The organism is Halosimplex aquaticum (assembly GCF_028747785.1).
In the GTDB taxonomy this organism is placed as follows: domain Archaea; phylum Halobacteriota; class Halobacteria; order Halobacteriales; family Haloarculaceae; genus Halosimplex; species Halosimplex aquaticum.
Genome location: NZ_CP118158.1, coordinates 2112558 through 2132632, shown reverse-complemented (window position 1 = coordinate 2132632; position 20075 = coordinate 2112558). Strand labels below are relative to the sequence as shown.

Genomic DNA, 20075 nt, shown 5'->3' with positions numbered 1-20075 from the left:
TTCCGTCTCCGCTATAGTTCCGTTTTCACATCCCAAGCTGCGCCTAGACACGCCGGAAATCCCTCGCTTGTGACGCTCTAGAAGTGGACCAGTATCGGCCACTTACCATCCAGAGACCCATTCTCCCGTTGAATTTACTGATGGCGGCACTCACGCAAACATGTCAACAACCTCGTTGCGCCGCACCACCGAAATCGGAAACCTTGGCGTGTGAGACGTTCTTACGCTAAGGTTGCAACAACTACGGGTTGTGATAAATATTCGATGCCGGCTAGTCGCCGACCGCGCTCCCCGGGGATTTCAGTCGGCTGAGCATCTCAGGGGTGAGCCAGTCCTCCACTCCAGTGGCCAATCGACTATCTAGACACGATTCCGTTGGAATTGCTACTATACTAGCGGAGGTTCTCTAACCTTGAATTTCGATATTCTTCGGAACTCAGACCGAACTGTGTGAAATCTGTCGATCGCAGGGGGTTGTAGATCCGAGAAATTACTGTTCACGTGGTCGTCTACTGACAGTCCGTGTTCCTAGTGACCACTACAATCCTTACGTACTGTCAGTGGTTTTGCGCGAAATTGAAGATCAGTAGCGGGCCTTCTGGATTGAGTAGGGGTGATCAGCTATGCCCTACTAGATGACCACGCGCAAAGTGGTGTGGTGTTGGATTAGACAATACCAGTCCCTTGAATTGGTCTGTCCCTCCTTCTAACCAGTTTCACCACCCCATGACACCCACCCCTCACACCGAGTGAAAATCCGCGGGACTGCAGTCAGTTCGACTCCGACATGTCGAGTGCTTCGACGACAATTTCAGGGTCTCGCAAGAGGCGGTGTTCGAGGTAACTTCCCTCGCCCTGTCCACCACCCGTATGATTTGATTCTGTAATTCCCAGGAACGACTGTTCTTTTAGCAGTCGATAGACGCGATCCTCGGAGAGCGGGTCCGAGCCTTGCTGTTTTACGAGCGTCTCGTAGAGGGTGTAGATTCGATGGGTCCGGAACGCCGCCTGGTCTGGATTGTCGGCTGTCAGCAGTGCGAGCGCGTGGAGGATATGCTTCACGTGGGGCGTCGTCCCGCTCACGAGTTTCTCGAAACGGTTCACCTCTGCTTGTGTGACGGCGTCGTCGACGTGCTCGACCGTGACTGTTCCTGTCCCTTGCTTCTCCGCGAGCCGGCCCGCTTCGTAGAGCGTATCAATCGCTTTCCGTGCGTCGCCGTGCTCCTTGGCTGCGAGTGCGGCGACTTTCGGGATCACGTCAGGTTCGAGCACCCCGTCCTCGAACGCGTCGGTGCGGTTGTCGAGGATCGCACGCAACTGGTCCGCATCGTACGGGTCGAACACCAGTTCGTTGTCCTGCAGGCTGGAGTCGATGCGCTCGTTCAGTCGCTCGCGGTATTCGATCTTGTTGCTGATACAGATCGCACCGACGTGAGTTTCCGACTTCCCGCTCTCGCGGGCCCGTGAGATGCTCCGCAGTAGTTCGTCGTCGTCCAGTTTATCGATTTCGTCGAGAACGACGACAAGCGAATCGACGGCGAACTCATCGAGGAGGTCCCACGTGATGTCACGGTAGTCAGCAGCGGCGATTCCGACCCGTGGGATGTCCCTGTCAGCGTCGACATGTGTCGCTAACTGGCGCGCCATCTCCCGACTTGCTTTCGTCTCGGTCTGGTAGTCTGAACAATCGACGTAGGCGTACTGGAATGTGACGTCGTTCGTCCTGGCTTCCTTGTGAGCCTCTCGTGCCACACACCGGGTAACGAGTGACTTTCCGGTGCCCGTTTTCCCGTAGACGATCGTGTTTTCGGGGGGAGCCCCCACTGTTGCCGGTCCGAGTGCTTGTCCGATAGAAGCCACTTCCTCGTCCCGACCGACGATTCGATCGAGTTCCGGAACGTGCCCCACGCGCAGGAGTTCCCGATTCGCGAAAACTCCCCCCGTCTCGAAGATGCTTCCCCTCTGATCTGCATCCGTCATGGGATATTTTTACCCACTTACGTACCACTTATCAATCCATCGACCTCGTGACGAGTGAAGGCGCCGATAATGACTGTGTGTGGACAAAACATCTGGTTTGAACTATTTTATATAGTATCTCTCCTACACCCACACACCGTACAACGAGTGAACCGTCCATCAATAGCTTTTACTTCCGCGCATAGCGACAGATCGTGTCTTCACTCTTTCACTCGGTATCTGGTGTCTCTGTACCCGGCTAACTCAACGATGTCCTAACGCAGTACACGGGCTCTCTAGAATACTACGGATCTCGTTTACACTCGGTGGCCGGTGTCTGTCTTCGACGGATTCGAGCGTAGATTTACAAGCAGCATGCGGTCTTTCCCGTTCACACTTCGCTCTCGATCCCATTCCTGAGACCATCCCCTATTGGTTGTACGGCCGTGTTCACCCCCTGCACCGAGTGAAGACTAACAGCCAGTGGTTGACGACAGTGTATCGAAGGGAACCACTCCGAAGCGGATAGCGCATTCAACTGCGGACCCAATCCAGTCTGTCCTCTTTTGCGAGGTCTAATTGACACGAACGTCCCGTCCGTGAACCTCGCTTCCAGACTGACGTACGCTCCGTCGGACCGACTTCGTCTGTCCCGTGATCCGGAACGGGTCGCTCTTCACGTCTGGAAGCTCTGCGTCGAATCTGTCTTCGAATGCGGGGCTGTCATATATCCCATGAGCTGTTCTTCAGTGCGGTCAGGTCCCACTGGGGCTACCAGTACCTCAGCATTGTTGTTCTCTCACGGATCTCGTCTAGAGCGCCGTCTGTGCAGGATCGGTATCCACGTCTGATCCCCGATCGGCTTCTTTTCTCAATCCGCACTCAATAACAGATCTCTGGAGTGCGTGCTACCGATAGGCGGTAACTCCCGGTTGTCCCAGTTTCGAATCGAGCGATGTAAGACTCCGTAGCTATAGCTCCCGTTGGTTCGGATTATCGCTGACACCGCAGCAGTAAGGCGCCCCTGTCACGACCACGTGTCTCAGCGAATGCGTAACTAGAACTTACGGAACTGTCCCCGAAAACGACGGTCTCAGGGATTTATCTGTCGACTGAGTGTACCGTCCGCCCGTCAGACACAGCGAGTTCTCTCGCTGGCTCCCCTTCACATATGATTCGACAGTCCACTTCATCCCGAGTTACGAGCGAACGCAGACGACGCGATTACGGCCGGAGGCAGCGGTGAACGACGCGGTCCCGATCGGACTCGTCGTCCTCATGGTCTGTAGCGTCTTCGCGCCGTCAGTCGCCGCGGCGGACGCCACACAGGCCGATTCAGTACAAGACCGGGCGGCCGTCGACGGCCCGACAGAACACGCATCAACGCAACCGACGTCCGAGCAGCAGTCGACAGCAGCAACCTCGCTACAGGAAGTCGACGAGGTCCCGTACGACGACCTCAGCGACCAACTGGAAGCGCTGGCGAGCGTGACGCCGGAGACGAACGTCTCCGTGAACGAGTCGCTCAACGAGAGTCAGCGTGCGGCCGCGAGAGCGGGCGCACGCGAAGGCGCGCAGATCGTGCAGGAACAAGGCGTCGACATCACCCAGGCCCAGATCAACGCGACCATCAACAGTTCGCTCCGCGCGGCCGCGCAGTTCCAGAACGCGTCGGCCGAGCAGATCCAGGCCGCCACGACGGGCGCAGCTCACGGAGCGCTACTGCAGTCCCAGCAGGTGAACGTCACGCAGGTTCAGGCCGGCGTGTATGCGAGCGCCGCAGGCGCGATGTCGCAGTCGGCGACTGTCACGCAGGTACAGGCGGCCGCGTACGGCGCGGCCCACGGGTCGGTGGCCCAGCACCAGCGGGCGAACGTCACGCAGATCCAGTTCGCCGCGGTCGGCGCCGCGGCCGGCGCGGCACACGCGAATACGACCGACGAAGCCGACGCGCAGGCGACGACCCAGACGCAACAGGTGAACGTCACGCAGATCCAGGAAGCGGCACAGGGCGCCGCCTACGGATCACTCGAACAGCGACAGACCGCGAACGTCACGCAGGTGCAGGCGGCGGCGTTCGGGGCCGCGGGCGGTGCGGTCGAGAGCAAGCGCGGCGCGAACCCTAAGAAGGTCCAGGAGTCCGCGATGGGCGCAGCGCAAGGTGCGCTCGTCCAGGTCCAGCAGGTGACGATCACGCAGATTCAGGCGGCGGCACGCGGCGCCTGCAAGGGGGCGCTCGTCCAGAGCCAGAACGCGACGGTGGCCCAGATCCAGCAGTCGTCGATGGGCGCCGCCGAGGGTGCGCTCTCGCAGTCCCAGGGCGCGACGGTCGTCCAGATCCAGGCGGCGGCGCTCGGGGCCGCCAGCGGCACCATCACGCAGGTCCAGTCAATTACGGTCGTGCAGGTCCAGCAGGCGGCGTACGGCGCGGCCGCCGGCGCGGTCGGCTCCGCGGTCCAGTACCAGGTGACGAACGTCCGCCAGATCCAGGCCGCGGCCACCGGCGCGGCGTCGGGCACCGTCATCCAGATCCAGCAGATCAACATCGTCCAGATACAGGTCATCGCCGACAGCGCGGCCAGCGGCGCGCTCTCGCAGGCCCAGAACGCGTCTGTCGTGCAGATACAGTCCGCGGCCCGGGGCGCGAGTGAGGGCTCGCTCGCACTCACGCAGAGCCAGACGGTCAGTATCGAACAGATCCAGACGTCGACCGAGCGCGCGGCCGCAACCACCGTCCAGACGGCCATCGAGATCAACGTCACCCAGGAGGTGACTATCTACAACTACGCGAAGGGGACCGCCGTAGATCCCGAGGCCGACGAGGCCGACGGCGAAGACGATGACGGGGACGGGGAAGACCAGGACCGCCTCCAGAGCCTGTTCGCCTCGGCCGACGACGAGACGGTCTTCCTCGCGAACCCCAACGACGTCGCGGTCACCGTGACTGTGACCAGCGGCGCCGGCGACCTGCAGACGGTCACGCTCGCGTCCGGCGAGTCGACTACGCTCGAACTCGATCCGGGGACGTACACGCTCACCGCCGAGACCGAGGACGGCCGCGACGTTGAACTCGCCGGCCGGTCCGAACTCACGATTTCGGTCGGCGACGAACTCCAGAGCCTCGCGGCGACCGTCGACAACCGGACACTCACCGTCGAGAATCCGAACGACCAGCGGGTGGTCGTGACGGCCACCGCAGACGACGGCCGACAGGTGACCTTCGAGGTGCCTGGCGACTGGACAGTCGAACAGCGGCTCGACCCCGGAACGTACACGCTCACCGCCGAGACGATCGAAGGTCGGTCGGTGCAGATCAACGGCCAGTCCGAGGTCGAGGTGACGCTCGAATCGCCCGAACCGGACGAACCCGAAGCGATCGATCTGAACGTGAGCGTCGACAACCAGACCCTCACACTGGAGAACCCGAGTAACGCCACCGTCACGGTCACGGTGACTCCCGACGACGGCGAGGAGCAGACGGTCGAAGTCGGTGCGAACGCGACCGAAACGGTGTCGCTCGATCCGGGGAACTACACCGTGACCGGCGAAGCCGGCGACCGCGAGGTGCTCGTCGAAGGCGAATCCGCGTACAACCTCACGATCGACGAGAGCGACGAGGTCGAAGCCATCGACCTCGACGTCTCCGTCGACGGCCAGAACGTCACGGTCCAGAACCCGAGCAGCATTGCGGCCACGGTCACGGTATCTGCCGAAGGCGTCGAGAACAGGACGTTTGATGTCCCCGCCAACGAGAGCGTCACCGAGCAGTTCGAACCGGGTAACTACACGCTGACCGGCGAGAGCGCCGAGCGGGAGGTCCTGCTGAACGGTGCGGCGAGTTTGAACGTCACTGTCGAGGAACTCGCTCTCGACCGACAGATCGACTCCTGCGGGAACGTCACCGAGCCCGGTAGATACGAACTGACCGCGGACCTCCAGGCGACGGGCGACAGGTCTTGCCTCTGGATCCAGTCCGCGGACGTCACGATCGACGGGAACGGCTTCACCATCGAGGGGGACGGTTCGCCCGCGAATGTGACGCTCGAACCAGGCTCCGCTGACGCCGGGATTCTCGTCTACAACGAAGCGGCTGGCGCGGACCAGGTGCAGATCGACAACGTCACGATCCGCGACGTGGAGGCGACCGGTTGGAACGCGGGCGTCCAGTCGGATCTCGACCTCGACTCGATCGGTGACGTCTCGAACGTCACGATCACGGATTCGACGTTCCGAGGGAACGACGTCGGCGTCTCACTCTTCGACTGGAACGCGACGCTCCGAGACGTTACGCTGGCTGACAACGAGTACGGCCTCCGTGGATACGAGGCCGGCTCCGTTTCGGTCGAAAACGCCACTATCGAGGCGAACACCTGGGGCGTGAGTGCGACCGAAGGAACGAACGTCACGCTCGACCGCTCTGTCGTTCAGGATAACTCCGAGGCCGGCGTTGTCGCCAGCTTTGGCGGCGTCGCCACAGTAGTGAACAGTGTTGTCGCCGGAAACGACCGCACCGGCGTCGAGTCCGACACGAGTGGCGCGATTTACGTCTCCAATACGACCGTATTGATCAACGGCGGCGCAGGTGTGCAGGTCGACGGCGGACTCGGCGCGACACTCGAAAACGTCACCGTCTCCGGGAACGGCGACGAGGGCCTGCTGCTCAACGAGAGCGCGACGCTCCGAAACGTCACGGTCACCGAAAACTCCGGCCTCGCGATCGATGCGACCGAAGGTAGTGCGACCGCGACCGCGCTCCGGCTCGGTCCGACCCTGAATACCACGTTCACCGATGAATCGGTCGCGCTGGACGACGTCGCTCAGGAGTCACTCCCGGGACTTCCCGAGGACGCCACCGCGCTCAGCCCGGGGCTGAACGCGAGTAGCCTGGACGGGGACATCCAGGTACAATTCGCAGTCGACACCGGTGAGACCGATGGAACCGAGACGGCAAACCAGACCGACGCCGGCCAGACCGACACTGTCGTCCAGCTCTGGCGCTACGACGGTACCGAATGGACGACGGTCGCGAACGAGACGGAGTCGGTCGACGGGGTCGTCACGGAGACGATCACCGAGGACGGGATTTACGCCCTCGTCAGCGTCCCGGCCGAAGCCGACCGCTCGGTGAACGCGACCGTCGAGGGTGTCATAGAACTCTTCTCACACCGTGATGATCGTGCTTCCCGGATTGTCTCCACGTTCGTAGTTGGTGATCGCGATGACAAGGCGAAGGCACAGCGCGAGGAACACCTGCGCTCGTGCGTGGACGCGGCCTCGGGCGTGGGTGCGCCCGAGGCCGCAGTCCTTCACTGATTCGTTGGTTCGTTCAACTCCCGTGCGGCGGTTGTACGTCTCATCTAGCGTCGGTTGCTTCAGCTGAACGTCTTCACTGTGTTCCTCGATGCGGTCTTCGACCCTGTACTCGATATCGAGCGGGTCGTCGGTGTTTCGCGCGTTGTACGGAGCGACTGGCACGACCCCTGCGGCCAGCAGGTGGTCGTGCCAGTCGAGCGTGTCGTAGGCGCTGTCACCGACCATCCAGATCGGTTGCTCGACGGCGAGCGCGTCACGGGTGACGCGCATCGCCGTCTCTTCTGGTGCTTGTTTGCTCTCGGTGAACTCCGCTGCGATCGGTATCTTTTGCCCGGTCGAGACGATTGTACAGCCGTAGCCGTAGTAGTACTCGTCCTTGGTTGGATCGTAGCACTTTGACGCATCTGGGTCGGCTGGCATCGCCCTCACGTCGGTCGAATCGATACAGTAGGTCAAGTCGAGCAGGCCGCGGCGGGCGGCCTGCTCGACGAGGTGATCGAACACCTCGTTAGCGACGTGTTCGAGGTCGGTGAGGAAGCGATCGACCGCGTCTCTCGACGGCGGTCGATCGAAGCCACAGCTCAACCAGACGACCGTGTTCCGAAGCTCTCGTTCGACGGGGCGGATGCCGTAGATATCTTTGTAGTAGCAGTGGAGAAAGCCACGCATCAGCTCTGGTGGTTCGTGGTCTCGTGTTCGCCCCGTCTGCGCCGGGGCGAACACGTCAAACTCTTCGAGAAATTCGAAGGAGAGGTGCTCGAACAGCGCTAGCGTCTCTGTCTCCACGACATTGAAGAACGACTCTACCGAAGGATCATCTTGCAGGGTCGCTGAACTCATCCACCTCAGCGTTCACCCTGCTCTTTGGTGTGCTAATCGTTCTATGACACCCTCTGTTCGTCGCGGTTGATGTCCTTTACCCGCAGGTTACAGAGTTCGCCCCGTCGCAGGCCCGTAGCGTAGAGTAGGCGAACGATTAGGGCGTTCCGCGGGACGGGACTGGGGACGTGTTCGACCAACGCCTCTATGTCCTCTGGCGGGAGGTATTTCACCTTCTCGCGTTCGCTCTTTTCGATTTGCGTGGTGGCGGACCACGAACGACCGTTAAAGGCTTCAAGGTCCGAATCTGCGGGGTTCTGGCGGAACTCGCGGAGGGTTTGGTAGAACGTGGAGATAGCCGCCCACGCGCCGTTAGCCGTGTTTTCCGCGTATCCCGAAAGGCTCATCGCTTCGAGGTGGTCCACCACGTCGTAGGCGGTCACTCCGTCCGCCTCACGGGCGTTCACGTCCTCCGCCACGTCCTCTATGTCTTTCCCCCGCTGTTCTAACCAGTCGCGCCACCGTCGCAGGTGGGTAGCGTACCGCTCCGCCGTGGATTCGCTCTTTCCGTCGTTGGCGGCGTATTTCTGACTGAACCGCTCAATCGGGTCCTCCGCTACCTCCGTGGTGTCCATATTGTTCAGTGACATTGTTACTCACGCCTCCACCAAAGAGGGTTACGGCGACGGATTCCACGCCCCGCGTCCTCGATTTCGAGGGTCCGACCTTGGTGGTCGGTAATGGTGGTCATACCGTCGCCCTCCTCTATTTGCTGAATCTCGCGCTTCTCCACGGCGCTCCCCGTATCGTTGTGGAGGGATTCGAGGGCGACGCGGACGGTTTCAGCCCCCACGTCCAAGCCCTCCGCGATTCCCTCCGCCGTCGTCGCCCGTTCGGGGGCGGTCGGAAGGGCGGACCACACGGCGGTGGTCGTTTCCTCAGTGACCGACCCGCCCGCCCGCATAGACCGCGTGGCGTCCTCAAGGCGGTCCTCAAGCGATTCCATACGGTTGGCCATACGTTCGACCGTCTCCGCTACTCTGTCCATCTGTTCCGCGTTAGCGCCCGACTGAGCGGACTGCGGGGCGGTGTCGCCACCCACGCCCTTGTCCCGCTGTATCTGTTGGTCCACCGCGTGTTGGATGAACTGACTGCGATTGTCGTAGATGTCCGATTCGTCCACGTGAGCGTCCCAGTCCTCCTTTTTGGCGGACGGGACGCGGAGATTCACACGTTCACTCATTGCTACACTCACCATTTCTCACCCCAACCACTTGTGTGTGTGTCGGTTCGTGTGTACGTCCCTTGGAGATGGCGCAGTTCGGCCAGATCATCAACATGTACCAGCGCGCTCACGCCTCCAGCGAGCGGATCTTCGGGCTGATGGACACGCCGAGCCGAATCCGCGAGGAACCCGACGCGGACCCGCTCGTCGTGGAGGAGGGCGAGGTCGAGTTCGACGACGTGAGCTTCGGGTACGACGACAGCGAGAACATCGTCGAGGACATCAGCTTCGACGTGGACGGCGGCGACACCGTCGCGCTCGTAGGGCCGACCGGCGCCGGCAAGTCGACGGTGATGAAGCTCCTGCTCCGGATGTACGACGTCGACGAGGGCGCCATCCGCATCGACGGCACGGACCTGCGCGAGGCGACGATCCCGAGCCTGCGCCAGGCGCTCGGGTACGTCAGCCAGGAGACGTTCCTCTTCTACGGGACGGTCCGGGAGAACATCGAGTACGGGACATTCGGGGCCGAAAAGGAGGAGGTCGTCGAGGCGGCGAAGATGGCCGAGGCTCACGCGTTCATCCAGAACCTCCCCGAGGGCTACGACACGAAGGTCGGCGAGCGTGGCGTGAAACTCTCGGGGGGTCAGCGCCAGCGCATCGCGCTTGCGCGGGCTATCCTCAAGGACCCAGACATCCTCGTCCTCGACGAGGCGACCTCCGACGTCGACACGGAGACGGAGATGCTCATCCAGCGCTCGCTGGACAAGCTCACCGCCGACCGGACGACCTTCGCTATCGCCCACCGCCTCTCGACCATCAGGGACGCGGACAAGATCGTCGTCCTCGAAGACGGGAAGATCGTCGAGCGCGGCTCCCACGACGAACTGCTCGAAGCGGACGGCCTCTACGCGAAGCTGTGGGCCGTGCAGGCGGGCGAGATCGACGAACTCCCGGAGGAGTTCATCGAGCGGGCGGCGCGGCGGCGCGCCCAGACCGAGGCGACCGACGACGACTGACGGGTTCCGTTCGGCCCGAGACGGTCGCGAGCGGACGAGACGCGCCGACGATGGGGTCGGATACCACGGCGCGCCCGGCGGTGCAGGCGGGAAGCTTTTTGCGTCCGGACGCGAGACCCTGGGACATGAAAGTCCTCCTGGGCATGGGCGGGAGCCCCGACGGGTTCGACGCGCTGGAGGAGACGCTGACTCGCGCCCGCCAGGCCGGAGACGACCTCACGGTCGCCGTGCTCGACACGTCCGAAGACTACGACGTCGACGACGTCGAATCGCGCATCCGCGACCGCATCGCCGACGCCGGCGTCGACGCCGACGTCCGCCAGATCCCCGGCCATCCCGGAAGCCAGCTCTCGGAGTTCGCCGAGCGGGAAGGCTTCGACCGCATCGTCATCGGGGGCGGCCAGCGCAGCCCCATGGGAAAGATCGAGCTCGGCGAGGTCGCCGAGTTCGTCCTGTTGAACGCCGACACCACGGTGACACTCGTTCGATGACCGGACGCACCTACCCCGACGATCCGGCCGACTCGTTCCCGGAACCGCCGCTGTCGTTCACCGACGGCGAGGACCGAGAGATCCGGATCGAGGACAGCGGCGTCGACGACTTCGACGCGCTGGTCGAGATGTACGGCGAGTTCGACCCCGCCGACCGCGCCCAGGGGATCCCGCCGGTCAAGGAGGAGGCCATCCGCGAGTGGCTCGACACGCTGCTGTCCGAGGAGTCGATCAACGTCGTCGCCGTCCACGACGGCGCGCCCGTCGGTCACGCCATCCTCGTGCCCGACCGCGAGGAGGCGTTCGAACTCGCCGTGTTCGTCCTCGGCGACTACCAGAGCGCGGGCATCGGGACGAAGCTCCTGCAGGCGCTGCTGGGTCACGGCCAGGCCGAGGGCGTCGAACACGTGTGGCTCACCGTCGAACGCTGGAACGAACCGGCGATCGCGCTCTACGAGAAACTCGGGTTCGAGACGAGCAACGCCGAGAGCTTCGAACTGGAGATGTCGATCCGGCTGCGATGAGGACGAGCCGTCACCGAGCGGAGTTTCTGGAAAAGATATTTTAGACGGAGAGGACCGGCTGGCTGGCGTACTCGACGACGTACTGCGCGGACTTGCCGAGCGTCTCGTCCGGTTCGATCCCGTGCTCGCGGGGGACGACGATGAAGTCGACCGACAGCTCCTCGGCGACGTCGAGGATGGCGCTGCCGGGATGCTGGCGGAGTCGCGAGCGGGAGAACCCGACGACCGTCGAGTGAGTGACGGCCACGTCGTCGGCGAGTTCGTCGGTCTCGTCGGCGAAGGTGACCTGTTCGTCCGCGACCGTCTCGGCGTCGACCTCGCCGGTCTCGATCCCGCGTTTGACCGGTTCGTCGATCACGTGCAGGACGTGGACGGCGGCGTCGTAGCGCTCGGCGAGCGCGAGCCCGTAGCCGACGGCCCGCTCGGCCTGGTCGGTGGCGTCGACGGGCACGAGGACCTGCTCGATGTCGAGACTCATTGTCCACAGGTCTGTCAGGCGAGGGCAAAAAGTCACCGAGGTTCGGCCGTCGCGGGCGAGGCGGTCCGGATCGGCGCTCGCGCGAGCCGATTCCGGATAGCCCGCTCGGGGCTGCGCCGCCCCGTCCTGTGCCGGGTCGGCGGCGTCTCGCGTGGTTTATAGGCCTGGGCGGGGATACCTCGACCATGTTCGACACGGTGGTCATCGCGACCGACGGCTCCGAGAGCGCGTCGCGCGCCGTCGACGTCGCGCTGGACGTCGCCGCGAAGTTCGACGCGGACGTCCACGCGCTCTACGTGGTCGACCGGGGGGACGTCGCGGCCTCGCCCGACGAACTGCGGAAAGAGCTCGTCGAGGCCCTCGAATCGGCCGCCGAGGAGGCGCTCGACGACGTGCGCGAGCGCTCGGGCCGGTCGGTCACCACCGCCGTCCGGAACGGCCGCCCCGGCGCCGAGATCACCCAGTACGCCGAGGACGTCGACGCAGACGTCGTCGCGCTGGGGACGCGCGGCCGTCACGGCGACCACGGGTTCGTCCTCGGGAGCGTCGCCGACGCCGTCGTCCGGCGCTGTGACCGCCCCGTGTTGACCGTCCGCCAGCTCGACGCGGCCGAGAGCGACGCACAGGCCGTCTGAGCCGGCGTGCCGCACGGTCCCGGCGGTCGAATTCTCCCGTAACCGGGGCCTTCATTGCCTCGCGGCCGCTCCGACCCGTATGGACGACTGGATCATCGACGGCGACCGACTCCCGCTCGAACGGAAGTCGGTCCTGCCGGGCGAGGGATTCTTCTACCCGGATTCGCTGCAGGAGACGAAAAAAGAGAGCGAGGCGGTCGACGCGCTGTCGGGCGCCGAGACGGTCGTCATCGCCGACACGGACGCGGACGGACTGGGCTGCGTCGCCCTGATCCGCGAGGTCCACGGCGACGACGCGGCCATGGTCCCCTCCGGGCCGCACGAACTCCGCCAGAGCATCGAGTGGGCCGTCGAGTACGCCCCGGACGACGCGAGGGTCTTCGTCTGCGACCTCTGTCCCGACAGCCCCGACGACGTCGCGGGCATCGACGCGCTGGCCGAGCGGACGACCGTCCGCTGGTTCGACCACCACCAGTGGGACGACGACCTCGCCGCGGCCGTCGAGGAAGCGGGCGTCGACCTCACCGTCGGCGACTCCGAGGAGGTCTGCACGACCGACGTGGCCCTCGCCGAACTCGACGCCGACTTCCCCGAGAAGTTCGCGGACCTCGCGCGAGTCACCCGCGACCACGACCTCTGGATCAAAGAGGACGAGCGCAGCGACGACCTGGCCGACTACGCGATGTGGGCCGAACCCGAGGAGTACGTCCGGGTGATCCGCCGCTACGGCGTCGACTTCCCGCCGGAAGTCGAGGAGTACCTCGAAGAGGAACGCGTCGAGAAAGAGGCCCTCATCGAGAAGGCCGTCGAGCGCGCGGAGCTGCGCGAGGTCGGCGAGTGGACCGTCGGCGTCACCTACGGCCGCTGCTCGCAGAACGAGGTCGCCGAGGCGCTCCGCCAGCAGGGCGCCGACGCCTCGGTCATCGTCAAGCCCGCCGGGAGCGCCTCCATCCGCGGCTCCGAGGGCTTCGAGCGCGCCCACGAGGTCGCCGAGCAGGTCAGCGGCGGCGGCCACCCCCGCGCCGCCGGCTGCAAGCCCCACATCTACGACGACATGCTCGACTACGCCCACCACTGGACGACCCGCGGTGCCGTCGCGAAGCAGGCGATCCTGGACGCGTTCCGGGCGCTTCCTCCCGAAGAAGCCGAAGAAGGCCTCGACACCGACCGGTAGTCAGAGCAGCGCTTGGACGTTCTCGCGTAACTGCGCCGCCCGCTCGTCACGGGCGGACGCCTCGGCGCCGCCCCACCACACGTCGAAGTGTCCGAGTTCCGCGATCCACGAGACCGCCAGGTAGAACCGCTGGCGCCGCTCGAAGGCGGTATCGCGGTCGAACCGGATCCCTCTCTCGGTCTCGTACGCCTCGAAGAGCGCTCGCCGGACCCGTTCGCGGGTCGGCGAACCGACGGGCGCTCGCTCGGTGAACTCCCGGACGACCCACGCGAGTTCGTAGCGCGGGTCGCCGGCCTGCGCGGCGCCCCAGTCGAGCACAGCCGTGACCTCGCCAGTCCCGGGGTCGGCGAGTAGATTACCCGGTCGGTAGTCGCCGTGCAACAGCGTCGACTCGGCCGTCAGGTCGAGCGCGTCGAGTCGGTCGTCTACGTACTCGCGCAGGGGCGTCTCGAGGTCGGCGAAGCGGTCGTCGAGCCCGTCGAGCGCGGCGTCGACGATGTCCCGGAGGCGGTCGGCCCACGCGGCGCGACCGTCGGTGACCACCGGTTCTGCCAGGTCGGTCGGATCCCCCGCAGAACGGCCTGCGTCGGCGACGAGGTCACCGAACCGGTCGAACGACCGCAGGTCGTGGACCCTGGCGAGGTACCGGCCCGATTCGGCAAGCAAGCGGTCGGCGACCTCGTCGTCGCCCACAGCCAGCCCCATCGGGGGGTCGCCGGGCATCAGTTCCATCAGGAACGCGGGCGCGGGGCCCCCTTCGTGGGCGTCGGAGACGCCGAACACCTCGGGGACCGGCAGGTCCGTCTCGCGGCCCGCGAGCCCCAGTAGGTCGACCTCGGCGAGAAATCGCTCGGGCGTACGGCCTGCCAGCGCCTCGGCGCTCCGGAAACACTTCAGGACGACCCGGCGCTCAGCCCCGTCGCCGTTGCGGACGGTAACGGCGTAGACGTAGTCGCTGCCCCCCGGCATGGGTTCGGCGTCGACCGGGCGCCAGTCCCGTCTGACCGCGCCGACGGCCGCCGCGAGTTCCCCCGCCGAGAGGGAGTCGTCCGGGCCGAGGCTCGGGTCGGTCATGCCCGGCCTACTTCTCGCCGGCGAGCCACTTCTCGGAGTAGGCGGTCCCGCAGTCGCACTGGACGTAGGCGTGGATCACGTCTCCCTCGGCGTAGAGACCCTCGACCTCCTCGTTTTGCTCCTCGGCGAAGGCGAAGACGAACCGGGCGACGTGGGGGCCCTCGGTCTCGTCGGTGTCTGGGCACGTGCCGCCAGTGCAGTCGGGGTCGACGGTGCCGTCGTTGGCCATCGCCTGCTTGGCGAACGCCATCGGATCCATGTCGGTCGCCCGCTGGAAGGCGCTGCGGCCGCTGTCGCCCTCGACGACGAGGACGACGCCGTCGTCGACCCGCTCGCCGTGGCCGGCCAGCGCGTCGATGCCCGATACGGTGTGGTCTGCGAAGTACATGAACACGTCTTCCGGCCGGTCGCCGGCCAGGAACTCCTCGCGGTCGCTCATGCCCACACGGAGTCGGTCCCCGGTGAAAAAGGGCGCGTTCCCGGGCAGCACCGCGCGGCGGTCGGTCGCCGCCTTCACTCACCCACGCCGACCAGCGACGACCCGCCGACCAGGTTGAGGGCGACGAGCGCGCCCGAGGCGACGGCGACGAGGACGACGGCGACCGGGACGGCGGCGTCGAGACCGCGGCCCTGGAAGGTCGCCCAGATCTGCACCGGGAGCGTCCGGGGGTAGTACGCGAGCATGAGCGTCGCGCCGAACTCGCCGGCCGCGCGGGCGAACGCCAGCGTCGCGCCGGCGAGGATTCCCCGCCGGGCGAGCGGGAGCGTCACCCGGCGGACGGTCCGCCAGCGGGAGACGCCCTCGGTCCAGGCGACCTCCTCGAGGCGGCGGTCGACGCGTTCGAACGCGCTCCGGGCGGAGAGGACGACGAACGGCGAGGCGACGAACGTCTGCGCGAGAACGACGCCGGCGAGCGTGCCGTCGACCGAGAGACCGACGACCCCGCCCAGCCCGTTCGGTCCGAACGCGCTCAACAGCACCATCCCGCTGACGACCGGCGGCAGGACCAGCGGGAAGGCGACGACCGCGGTCACGAGCGTCTGCCCGCGGAACTCCGCGCGGGCGAGCCAGTACGCGAGCGGGAGGCCGAGCAGGAGCGCGAGACAGGTGCTCGCCGTGGCCGAGACGAGCGTGTTCCGCGCCGCGCTGGCGACGAACGGCTCGCCCAGCGAGGCGAGGATCCGGCCCGGGGACTGAGCGACCAGCAGCCAGGCGATCGGGAGCGCGTAGAGGGCGAGCAACGCCGCGCCGACGAGGGGAACCGCCGTCTCCCAGCGCCGGCGGTCACGGGCGGAGGCCACGCGGGACATCACCACTGTACTCGGGGTAGCTCTCGGGGAGGGCGAAGCCGTGGTCGGCGAGGTAGTCGCCGGCGACGAGGGCGTCGAACGTCTCCGCGACCCTGTCGCCGTCGCGCCGGGCGACCGCGCCGTACTCGACCGGTGCGCCGCGGACCGTCTCGCCGCTCGGCAGGTCGTAACTCACCGCGGCGTACTCCTCGGTGCGGGAGGGGTCGCTGAGGTCGACGGCGTCGGGGAGTTCGACGTGGTCGTAGCCGCGGTCGGCGGCCATGCTCCGGTAGACGACCGCGGCGTCGAGGTCGCCGGTCTCGAACCGCGAGAGCAGCGAGGTCTCGGGGTAGACCTGTCGCGGTTCGACGAGGGCCTCGCGGAGGCCGGGGCGGTCGTAGTACTCCCCGGCCAGGTCGAGGGCGAACAGCGTCCGGTAGCCCAGCGGGTCCAGGTCCGGGTCGGTCCGTCCGAGCGTCGCCTCGCCCGCGAGGACCGGGTCGAACCAGCGGTCGGCCTCGCCGACGCGTCGACCGCCCTCACTCCCTTCGTCGTAGGCGACGACGAGGGCGTTCGTCGCGAAGGTCGCGTGCCAGTCGGTCGCGAGCGGCCCGTCGAACAGCGCCGTATCGGCCAGCGCCACGACGTCCGGGTCGCGTCTCTCCCCGGCGACCAGGCGCGCGGCCGTCACCGACCCGTGGGCTTCGACCTGCAGCGGACGGCCGACCACCGCCCGGAGTCCCTCCGAGAACGCCAACTGGAGGCTGCCCGCGGCGAGGACCGAGACGGGCTCGTCGCTCCCGCCGCTCGCGCCCACGCCTGCGACGCTCCCCGGGCTCCCGACGCACCCACCGAGGGCAGACGCCAGTACCGTCGCCCCCGCAGCGCCCGTCGAACTGAGAAATCCGCGGCGGGTGACGCCCGACGACCCACCCCTGCCGCGGGACCGGCCGCTCCCCGACCGTTGTGTCGGCATAGACATATCGACGTTGTGCCGGTCGAGACATAACGGTTTTGGTCGGTCCGGTCGACCGGGGGGTATGGACGCGGGGTTCGAAGCACACCTGCGGGTCGGCGGGGAGACCTTCGACGGGAGAGACGCGGCGCTGTTGCGCGCCGTCGCCGAGCACGGGTCGCTCAACGCGGCGGCGTCGGCGCTCGGCAGGTCGTACTCTCGGGCGCACTCCCGTATCGGCGACCTCGAAGACGCGGCGGGGCCGCTCGTCGAGCGCGAGCGCGGCGGGAGCGAGGGCGGCGGCAGCCGACTGACCGACGGCGCGCGCGAGTTGCTCGCGCAGTTCGACCGGCTCCAGGCCGCGCTGGAGGGGACCGCCACCACGGAGCGGCTCGTCCTCGACGGCCGGGTCACCGAGCGCGACGGCGACCTCGCGACCGTCGAGACCGCGGCCGGAACCGTCCGGGCGCTCGCGCTGACCGACGCGGAAGACGTGCAGGTCTCCTTCCGCTCGGACGCGGTGACGCTGCACGACCCCGAGAGCGCACCCGAAGGCGGTGAAACGAGCGCTCGCAACCGATTCGTCGGCGAAGTCGTCGGCGTCGACGGCGGCGACGGAACGGCGCTCGTGCGCATCGACGTCGGCGCGACCGGCCCGCTCGCGGTCCGGGTGACCGAGACGAGTCTGGACGCGCTCGGTCTCGAACCCGGAACGCCGGTCGTCGCGTCGTTCAAGGCCACTGCGACGTGCGCGACGGCCGCGCCGGGTATCGACGGCGATCACTGAGGGAGGTGCTTGGCCGGCCCGCCGCGCTGTCAGAGCGCCTTCTCCATCTCGACGTGGTCGATGCCGGCCTCCTCGAACACGTCGCTCGTCGTCTCGTAGTCGAGGTTCCGGTAGAACTCCTCGACGTGGGTCTGAGCGTGCATGACCAGCCGGTCGATATCCCGGTCAGCGGCGGCCGATTCGAGCGTGGCCATCAGTTCGCGGCCGATGCCCTCGCCGCGGCGGTCGGCGACGACGGCGACGCGCTCGACCTTGCCGACACCCGATTCGACCTCGCGGAGCCGGGCCGCCCCGACCGGCTCGTCCCCGTCGGTCGCGACGAAGTGGACGGCCTCGTCGTCCTTTCCGTCCATCTCGATGTCCTCGGGGACGCCCTGTTCCTGGATGAAGACCTCGCGCCGGACCGACAGCGCGGCCTCCCGGTCGGCGTCGGAGTCTGCGGCGCGCACGTCGACACTCATGGCCGTACCGTCGTGTTCGGACGCCCCTGAGAATTTCGGTCGGATAGTCGAGGACGAAAGGAAAGTCGCTTACGAGCCGTCGGGGCTGTAGTTGGGCGCCTCGTCCGTGATGACCACGTCGTGGGGGTGGCCCTCCTGCTGGCCCGCCTGCGAGACCTTCACGAACTCCGCGCGCTCTTTGAACTCGGGGACGGTCTCGGCACCGACGTAGCCCATGCCCGACTTCATGCCGCCGACGAGCTGGTGGAGTTCGCTCGCGACCGAGCCCTTGTACGGCGTGGCCGCCTCGACGCCCTCGGGGATCATCTCCTCTTCCTCGTCCTCGTCGACGTCTTTCAGGTAGCGGTCGCCGCCGCCCGACTGCATCGCGCCGACCGAACCCATGCCGCGGTACTGCTTGTACTTCTTGCCGTTCATCGTGACGACGCGGCCGGGCGCCTCGTCGGTGCCCGCGAAGTACGAGCCGAGCATGACCGCGTCCGCGCCGGCCGCGATGGCCTTGATGGCGTCGCCGGAGTAGCGGATGCCCCCGTCGGCGATGACGGGCACGTCCTCGCGGCTCGCCACGTCGGCGACCTGCGCGACGGCGGTGATCTGGGGCATGCCGGCGCCGGTGACCACGCGAGTCGTACAGATCGAACCGGGGCCGATGCCGACCTTGATGCCGTCGGCGAAGTCGACGACGGCCTCGGCGGCCTCGCGGGTGCCGACGTTGCCGACGACCACGTCGGCGTCGACCTCCTCGGTGATCTCGCGGGCGCTCTCGATGACGTTCATGTTGTGCGCGTGCGCGCAGTCGATGAACAGCACGTCCGCGCCCGCCTCGTCGGCGGCGGCGGCGCGTTCGGCCTCGAAGGGGCCGACGGCGACGCCGGCCCGGAGCGAGCCGTCCTCGTCGCGCGCGGCCGAGTCGTACTCGCGGCGCTGGAGGATGCCCTGCATCGTGATAAGGCCGATGAGGCGGTTGTCGTCGTCGACGATGGGGACACGCTCGATCTTGTGCTCGTACATGAGTTCGAGCGCCTCCCGGGGCGTGACGTCCTCGGGCGCGGTGATGACCTCGTCGGTCATCGCCTCGCGCACCTCGTCGGACTCGCCGACTTCCAGATACGGGCGGATGTCGGTGCCCGAGATGATCCCGAGCACCTCGTCGTCGTCGCTGACCACGGGCGCGCCGGAGACGCCGGCGCGGGCCATCATCTCGTCGACCTCGCGCACCGTCTGGTCCGGTTCGGCCGTCACGACGTCGCGGATGATCAGCTCGTCGGCGCGCTTGACGCGCTCGATCTCGGCGACCATCTCGTCGACGGTCATGTTGCGGTGCATGACGCCCAGGCCGCCCTCGCGGGCCATCGCGATCGCCATCTCGCTCTCGGTGACGGTGTCCATCGCCGCCGAGAGGACGGGCACCTGCAACTGCACGTTCGTCGAGACGTGCGTCGCGGTGTCTGCGTCGTCGGGTTCCACCCGGCTCTCCTTCGGTCGGAGGAGCACGTCGTCGAACGTCAGCGCCTCCGGTACGCGGAGTTTCTCCGAGAAAGGTTCGGGATCGTTCGCCATGTAAACCGTCGCCGCCCACCGCCCAAAAACGTTGCGAGACGGTCCCTCCGTGCCAGCCCTTCCCGAGATCGCGATCCGGTAGCCGGCGGCCGCTCGGCCGCCGTCGCGGCGCATGTGTCCACCTCTCACGCAATTCTTATACTCGATAGGATAATAATGACAGATATGCACTCCGCCAGTCCCGCCGCTGCTGGCATCGGCCAGAAGACTGCCCGCGACGCCGCCGGCGTCGCGTTCACAGCTTCTGCCGACTTCTTCAAACGGGACTTCGCGGAGACACCCGCCTCGAAATTCGGCGCGAACCGGTGGCA

General features: G+C 66.3%; 16 protein-coding genes and 2 pseudogenes. 7 read left to right on the top strand and 11 right to left on the bottom strand.

What is annotated here, in order from left to right; translation table 11 throughout:
- Nucleotides 1-771: 771 nt before the first annotated feature.
- Entirely contained in the window at nt 772-1980 is a 1209-nt protein-coding gene (locus PSC72_RS10790; protein ID WP_274325877.1) for a Cdc6/Cdc18 family protein, read from the bottom strand.
- A gap of 1257 nt (nt 1981-3237) precedes the next feature.
- On the opposite strand from PSC72_RS10790, the pseudogene PSC72_RS10785 reads away from it, so the two are divergent.
- Nucleotides 3238-6642: pseudogene (locus tag PSC72_RS10785) on the top strand (right-handed parallel beta-helix repeat-containing protein); the annotation flags it as partial.
- 477 nt (nt 6643-7119) lie between these two features.
- On the opposite strand, the gene PSC72_RS10780 reads toward PSC72_RS10785, so the two are convergent.
- Genes PSC72_RS10780 through PSC72_RS10770 form a run of 3 tightly spaced genes read right to left on the bottom strand, consistent with a single transcriptional unit; the run spans nt 7120 to nt 9274 of the window.
- Nucleotides 7120-8112: a transposase gene (locus tag PSC72_RS10780; RefSeq protein ID WP_274322795.1), complete on the bottom strand. Its 993-nt coding sequence runs from the start codon at nt 8110-8112 to the stop codon at nt 7120-7122.
- A 41-nt stretch (nt 8113-8153) separates the two neighbouring features.
- On the bottom strand, nt 8154-8741 hold the full coding sequence (locus PSC72_RS10775) for a tyrosine-type recombinase/integrase (protein ID WP_274325876.1): 588 nt from the start codon (nt 8739-8741) through the stop codon (nt 8154-8156).
- A gap of 2 nt (nt 8742-8743) precedes the next feature.
- Nucleotides 8744-9274, bottom strand: a complete 531-nt coding sequence (locus tag PSC72_RS10770) for a hypothetical protein (protein ID WP_274325875.1) — start codon at nt 9272-9274, stop codon at nt 8744-8746.
- A gap of 128 nt (nt 9275-9402) precedes the next feature.
- On the opposite strand from PSC72_RS10770, the pseudogene PSC72_RS10765 reads away from it, so the two are divergent.
- The 3 genes and pseudogenes from PSC72_RS10765 to PSC72_RS10755 form a co-directional block, all read left to right on the top strand.
- Nucleotides 9403-10335 (top strand): annotated as a pseudogene (locus tag PSC72_RS10765) (ABC transporter ATP-binding protein); the annotation flags it as partial.
- Between the two features lie 125 nt (nt 10336-10460).
- On the top strand, nt 10461-10826 hold the full coding sequence (locus tag PSC72_RS10760) for a universal stress protein (RefSeq protein ID WP_274325874.1): 366 nt from the start codon (nt 10461-10463) through the stop codon (nt 10824-10826).
- Nucleotides 10823-11350, top strand: a complete 528-nt coding sequence (locus PSC72_RS10755; RefSeq protein ID WP_274325873.1) for a GNAT family N-acetyltransferase — start codon at nt 10823-10825, stop codon at nt 11348-11350. The genes PSC72_RS10760 and PSC72_RS10755 overlap by 4 nt, the downstream gene beginning before the upstream one ends.
- Before the next feature lie 40 nt (nt 11351-11390).
- Here PSC72_RS10755 and PSC72_RS10750 read toward each other — a convergent pair whose 3' ends face one another.
- A complete protein-coding gene (locus tag PSC72_RS10750) occupies nt 11391-11828 on the bottom strand; it encodes a universal stress protein (protein WP_274325872.1) in 438 nt (145 codons plus the stop codon).
- 185 nt (nt 11829-12013) lie between these two features.
- Between PSC72_RS10750 and PSC72_RS10745 the strand changes: the two genes are divergently transcribed.
- Nucleotides 12014-12463, top strand: a complete 450-nt coding sequence (locus tag PSC72_RS10745; RefSeq protein WP_274325871.1) for a universal stress protein — start codon at nt 12014-12016, stop codon at nt 12461-12463.
- Nucleotides 12464-12542: 79 nt separating this feature from the next.
- The gene (locus PSC72_RS10740) at nt 12543-13637 is read left to right on the top strand and encodes a DHH family phosphoesterase (RefSeq protein WP_274325870.1); all 1095 of its coding nucleotides are present in this window, start codon (nt 12543-12545) and stop codon (nt 13635-13637) included.
- Here the strand turns inward: PSC72_RS10740 and PSC72_RS10735 are convergent, their stop codons facing one another.
- The 4 genes from PSC72_RS10735 to PSC72_RS10720 form a co-directional block, all read right to left on the bottom strand.
- Complete coding sequence (locus tag PSC72_RS10735; protein ID WP_274325869.1) at nt 13638-14711, bottom strand: phosphotransferase family protein; 1074 nt, start codon at nt 14709-14711, stop codon at nt 13638-13640.
- Between the two features lie 7 nt (nt 14712-14718).
- Nucleotides 14719-15150: a DUF5807 family protein gene (locus tag PSC72_RS10730; RefSeq protein ID WP_274325868.1), complete on the bottom strand. Its 432-nt coding sequence runs from the start codon at nt 15148-15150 to the stop codon at nt 14719-14721.
- 74 nt (nt 15151-15224) lie between these two features.
- Nucleotides 15225-16022 (bottom strand): molybdate ABC transporter permease subunit, encoded by a 798-nt coding sequence (locus PSC72_RS10725; protein WP_274325867.1) that lies wholly within the window; start codon nt 16020-16022, stop codon nt 15225-15227.
- Nucleotides 15997-16977 (bottom strand): extracellular solute-binding protein, encoded by a 981-nt coding sequence (locus PSC72_RS10720; protein WP_274325866.1) that lies wholly within the window; start codon nt 16975-16977, stop codon nt 15997-15999. The genes PSC72_RS10725 and PSC72_RS10720 overlap by 26 nt, the downstream gene beginning before the upstream one ends.
- Before the next feature lie 64 nt (nt 16978-17041).
- On the opposite strand from PSC72_RS10720, the gene PSC72_RS10715 reads away from it, so the two are divergent.
- Complete coding sequence (locus tag PSC72_RS10715; RefSeq protein ID WP_274325865.1) at nt 17042-17743, top strand: TOBE domain-containing protein; 702 nt, start codon at nt 17042-17044, stop codon at nt 17741-17743.
- Between the two features lie 29 nt (nt 17744-17772).
- Here PSC72_RS10715 and PSC72_RS10710 read toward each other — a convergent pair whose 3' ends face one another.
- Together PSC72_RS10710 and guaB are read right to left on the bottom strand one after the other, a co-directional pair.
- Nucleotides 17773-18204: a GNAT family N-acetyltransferase gene (locus PSC72_RS10710; protein WP_274325864.1), complete on the bottom strand. Its 432-nt coding sequence runs from the start codon at nt 18202-18204 to the stop codon at nt 17773-17775.
- A gap of 69 nt (nt 18205-18273) precedes the next feature.
- Nucleotides 18274-19764: an IMP dehydrogenase gene (guaB, locus tag PSC72_RS10705; RefSeq protein ID WP_274325863.1), complete on the bottom strand. Its 1491-nt coding sequence runs from the start codon at nt 19762-19764 to the stop codon at nt 18274-18276.
- Nucleotides 19765-20075: the final 311 nt, after the last annotated feature.

Coding starts and splice junctions, on each gene's coding strand:
- PSC72_RS10755 (WP_274325873.1), top strand. CDS start 10,823: ATGACCGGACGCACCTACCCCGACGATCCGGCCGACTCGTTCCCGGAA.
- PSC72_RS10710 (WP_274325864.1), bottom strand. CDS start 18,204: ATGAGTGTCGACGTGCGCGCCGCAGACTCCGACGCCGACCGGGAGGCC.
- PSC72_RS10735 (WP_274325869.1), bottom strand. CDS start 14,711: ATGACCGACCCGAGCCTCGGCCCGGACGACTCCCTCTCGGCGGGGGAA.
- PSC72_RS10780 (WP_274322795.1), bottom strand. CDS start 8,112: ATGAGTTCAGCGACCCTGCAAGATGATCCTTCGGTAGAGTCGTTCTTC.
- PSC72_RS10760 (WP_274325874.1), top strand. CDS start 10,461: ATGAAAGTCCTCCTGGGCATGGGCGGGAGCCCCGACGGGTTCGACGCG.
- PSC72_RS10740 (WP_274325870.1), top strand. CDS start 12,543: ATGGACGACTGGATCATCGACGGCGACCGACTCCCGCTCGAACGGAAG.
- PSC72_RS10720 (WP_274325866.1), bottom strand. CDS start 16,977: ATGCCGACACAACGGTCGGGGAGCGGCCGGTCCCGCGGCAGGGGTGGG.
- guaB (WP_274325863.1), bottom strand. CDS start 19,764: ATGGCGAACGATCCCGAACCTTTCTCGGAGAAACTCCGCGTACCGGAG.
- PSC72_RS10730 (WP_274325868.1), bottom strand. CDS start 15,150: ATGAGCGACCGCGAGGAGTTCCTGGCCGGCGACCGGCCGGAAGACGTG.
- PSC72_RS10790 (WP_274325877.1), bottom strand. CDS start 1,980: ATGACGGATGCAGATCAGAGGGGAAGCATCTTCGAGACGGGGGGAGTT.
- PSC72_RS10775 (WP_274325876.1), bottom strand. CDS start 8,741: ATGTCACTGAACAATATGGACACCACGGAGGTAGCGGAGGACCCGATT.
- PSC72_RS10725 (WP_274325867.1), bottom strand. CDS start 16,022: ATGTCCCGCGTGGCCTCCGCCCGTGACCGCCGGCGCTGGGAGACGGCG.
- PSC72_RS10750 (WP_274325872.1), bottom strand. CDS start 11,828: ATGAGTCTCGACATCGAGCAGGTCCTCGTGCCCGTCGACGCCACCGAC.
- PSC72_RS10745 (WP_274325871.1), top strand. CDS start 12,014: ATGTTCGACACGGTGGTCATCGCGACCGACGGCTCCGAGAGCGCGTCG.
- PSC72_RS10715 (WP_274325865.1), top strand. CDS start 17,042: ATGGACGCGGGGTTCGAAGCACACCTGCGGGTCGGCGGGGAGACCTTC.